This is a genomic window from Moorena sp. SIO4E2, from assembly GCF_010671945.1.
Classification (GTDB): domain Bacteria; phylum Cyanobacteriota; class Cyanobacteriia; order Cyanobacteriales; family Coleofasciculaceae; genus Moorena; species Moorena producens.
This window is the reverse complement of the sequence record NZ_JAAHIE010000782.1, coordinates 1-2,852: the sequence shown is the minus strand read 5'-3', so window position 1 is coordinate 2,852 and position 2,852 is coordinate 1. Positions and strand designations below refer to the sequence as shown.

Annotated in this window: 3 protein-coding genes and 1 tRNA gene; 1 reads left to right on the top strand and 3 read right to left on the bottom strand. The window is 43.1% G+C overall.

What is annotated here, in order from left to right:
• Window positions 1–46 precede the first annotated feature (46 nt).
• From F6K37_RS37125 to F6K37_RS37115, 3 genes are all read right to left on the bottom strand, one after another.
• Window positions 47–128: transfer RNA gene (locus F6K37_RS37125), tRNA-Leu, on the bottom strand.
• Window positions 129–224: 96 nt separating this feature from the next.
• Window positions 225–509, bottom strand: a complete 285-nt coding sequence (locus F6K37_RS37120) for a DUF427 domain-containing protein (protein WP_008187832.1) — start codon at window positions 507–509, stop codon at window positions 225–227.
• 225 nt (window positions 510–734) lie between these two features.
• Window positions 735–959 (bottom strand): hypothetical protein, encoded by a 225-nt coding sequence (locus F6K37_RS37115; protein ID WP_287255999.1) that lies wholly within the window; start codon window positions 957–959, stop codon window positions 735–737.
• Between the two features lie 95 nt (window positions 960–1,054).
• Between F6K37_RS37115 and F6K37_RS37110 the strand changes: the two genes are divergently transcribed.
• Complete coding sequence (locus F6K37_RS37110; protein ID WP_287255996.1) at window positions 1,055–2,227, top strand: peptidoglycan recognition protein family protein; 1,173 nt, start codon at window positions 1,055–1,057, stop codon at window positions 2,225–2,227.
• Window positions 2,228–2,852: the final 625 nt, after the last annotated feature.

Sequence of the window (2,852 nt, the reverse complement as noted above, 5' to 3'; positions counted from 1 at the left end):
GTGCGACCCGTGGCGAATTTAATTCGCCACGGGTCGCACCTTTAGATGCGGACGAAAGGACTTGAACCTTCACGTCTTGCGACACTAGAACCTAAATCTAGCGCGTCTACCAATTCCGCCACGTCCGCTTACCTTGCGATTTATATCATAGCATAAATTATAGCCTTTATAGCAACTGCTGGGGAAAATTTTCCCAAATCCCGGTTAAAAACCCCCTTTATCATCTACACCTCAACTTTCACCCCGCCCCGGAAGGCAACATACCCTTCAATTGGTTTCGCCTTCTCCTTGGTACTGGGGTAATACCAGGCTGCATCCTTATTTTCTTTACCATTCACAACTATGGTATAATAGTTAGCTTGACCTTTCCAAGAACAGGTTGTGTGGGTACTACTTTCCTTGAAATACTGCTTGTTGATGGAGTCGCGGGGAAAGTATTGATTGCCTTCCACCACCACACATTCGTCGCTCTCGGCTAGTAACGCTCCGTTCCAGATTGCTTTTGGCATGGTTTACTTACTTGTGGTTGACCTACTTAATTGAATACTATTTCTAAGTTGACTAGGTCAACAGCATTGAAGTACAAATAGTTTTTCTTGACCGTTGACCCTAAACTGTGACCTTCAAAAGCATTGAGAACTGCTATAGTAAGCATTCAGCCGTGAGCCATTCGCGTAGCGTGGCCATAGGCCAAGGCTCACGCTACTTGAGGTGCTGTCAGCCGTCAGCTTATTTTATTCAAAAGCTGTTCGCACCTTAAGTAGCGTCGTCAAAGCCCAAAGCTTACCTCTTTTATTCAAAAGCACCTCAAGTAGGGTGCGCATTAGCTGATCGCTGATCGCTGATCGCTGATCGCTGATCGCTGATCGCTGATCGCTGATCGCTGATCGCTGAACACTGACCTGCCATAGATGATAATCGCAATTGAAGGCTAGAATCCAGTCAGGAATAGTTGCCAATCCACCTCAGCCAAATCCATAGTTTGGTTAATTGCTCGCATCCTATTCCGAGGAGCCCACTAGTAAACTATTATAACTGGAGACCGCAAGTCAATATGTCTTTCACTGCTAGTGTCATTTCAGCAAAAGAATGGGGAGCTAAACCCCCAAAAAAATGGCCAGATACTACTAGACCACGATATATTATTATTCACCATACTGCTACTCCCAATGCCCCGAATGATCTATCCAAAGGAACCTTATGGGGCTCCAGAAGTTTGGCTAGGAGTATTCAAAAATCCCACATGGACGGCTTTGGCTGGGATGATTCAGGTCACAACTTTTTGAATACCACCGGTGGATATTTACTCGAAGGTAGACAGAGTTCCTTATCAGCGATTAAAAAAGGACGTTCTGTCAGCTCTGCTCATGCTGGTAGTACCCTAGGTAACCAGTCACCGGGAATTGAAAATGAAGGCACCTTTATCAGCTACCGGATGAATGCCAAACAATGGAAAAGTTTGGTAGATTTATGTGTTTCGATTTGCAAAACTACCAAGATTAGCCCAGATAATATTAAAGGACATCGAGACTTTTCACCAACCCAATGTCCTGGGGATTGGTTATACAGTCAATTGCCTCGGTTGCGCCGAGAAGTTCGTCAGCGCCTTGGCTCCTCAGTTGAAGACTATCTCAGAGAAGGAGACACTGGTCTGAAAGTCAAAGAGCTACAGCAATCCCTCCAAACTCAAGGGTTTAGTCCCGGTCCAGTTGATGGCATTTTTGGTCCTGCTACCACCAAAGCAGTGATTTCCTTTCAGAAGTTTGAGGGACTCAATCCCAATGGATTAGTGGGATCAAAGACCTGGGACGCACTGAAAAGTTCTTCTAAACCATCAGAGAAATCTCCTTCTGAACCAGGTAACAAGAAGCGCCAGCCTGTGGTTATCGTGAACACCTACAAGTATTATCGTGGCTTACCTCACCAAAAACAAGCGATTGAGTGGCTACAAAAACAACTACCAAAAGAAGTCTTGGAAGAGTTTTCAGAAAGATGGCGTAGTGATAAACCCTCATCTGGCTATCTTCCTTTAATTGAAGGAGCAGTTGGCTCAGAAGTAGAGGAACTACAGCAGCGGCTCCAAACCCAAGGATTTTATGCTGGTGCAACGGATGGGGATTTTGGCTCTCGGACAAAAGCTGCGGTGATTGCTTATCAGAAAGCGAAAGGATTATATGCTGATGGGATTGTGGGTTCTATAACTTGGTCTACTTTGAATCTTGACTAATGGGAATCGGTAATTTTGAATTGGTAATTGCTAGTTTACGATGACCCATTAATCATTAATCTATACAAGTTATTTTTTTTAGAAAGGAGGCTAACAAAGTATTTTGTTAGCCTCCTTTATCTAGGGATAAAACCAGTTAAATTTAAGCTATTTTTTTTATGCCTATAGACATAATTAAACGTAACTATGTTACTGGTTACGTTTATTAACGTTGATAAAACTCTTTATGTGAACCGTTTACCCTTGTCTAATATAGCACTACGCATTAAAGTTAGAATATTGATACAAGCAGCAAAAGCTGTTGTAGTCAACTTTTTCCTCTTGCCTCTTGTCTCTTGCCTTGCGCGTAGCGCTATACCTGATCTTAACAGTCAAGTTTAATTGTATATAACTACTTGAATCGAATATTTCTGATCTTATCGATCTATTCGGAAAACAGGTTGGTACTGTCGCAGACACGACCTCTGCCAGATATATGAATCAACAGCCAGTCAAGCTAATTGAATTTGACCAGGTGGAAGATGCATACAAAGCTCTCAAAGCGGGGCAAGTGCAGGCTTTAGTTTATGATTCACCAAGGTTACTTTACCAAACGTCACAAAACCGAGAATACCAGATTGTGGGT

Bases quoted from the DNA above. Each gene is read 5' to 3' on its own strand.
- F6K37_RS37110 (WP_287255996.1), top strand. From the start codon at position 1,055: ATGTCTTTCACTGCTAGTGTCATTTCAGCAAAAGAATGGGGAGCTAAA.
- F6K37_RS37120 (WP_008187832.1), bottom strand. From the start codon at position 509: ATGCCAAAAGCAATCTGGAACGGAGCGTTACTAGCCGAGAGCGACGAA.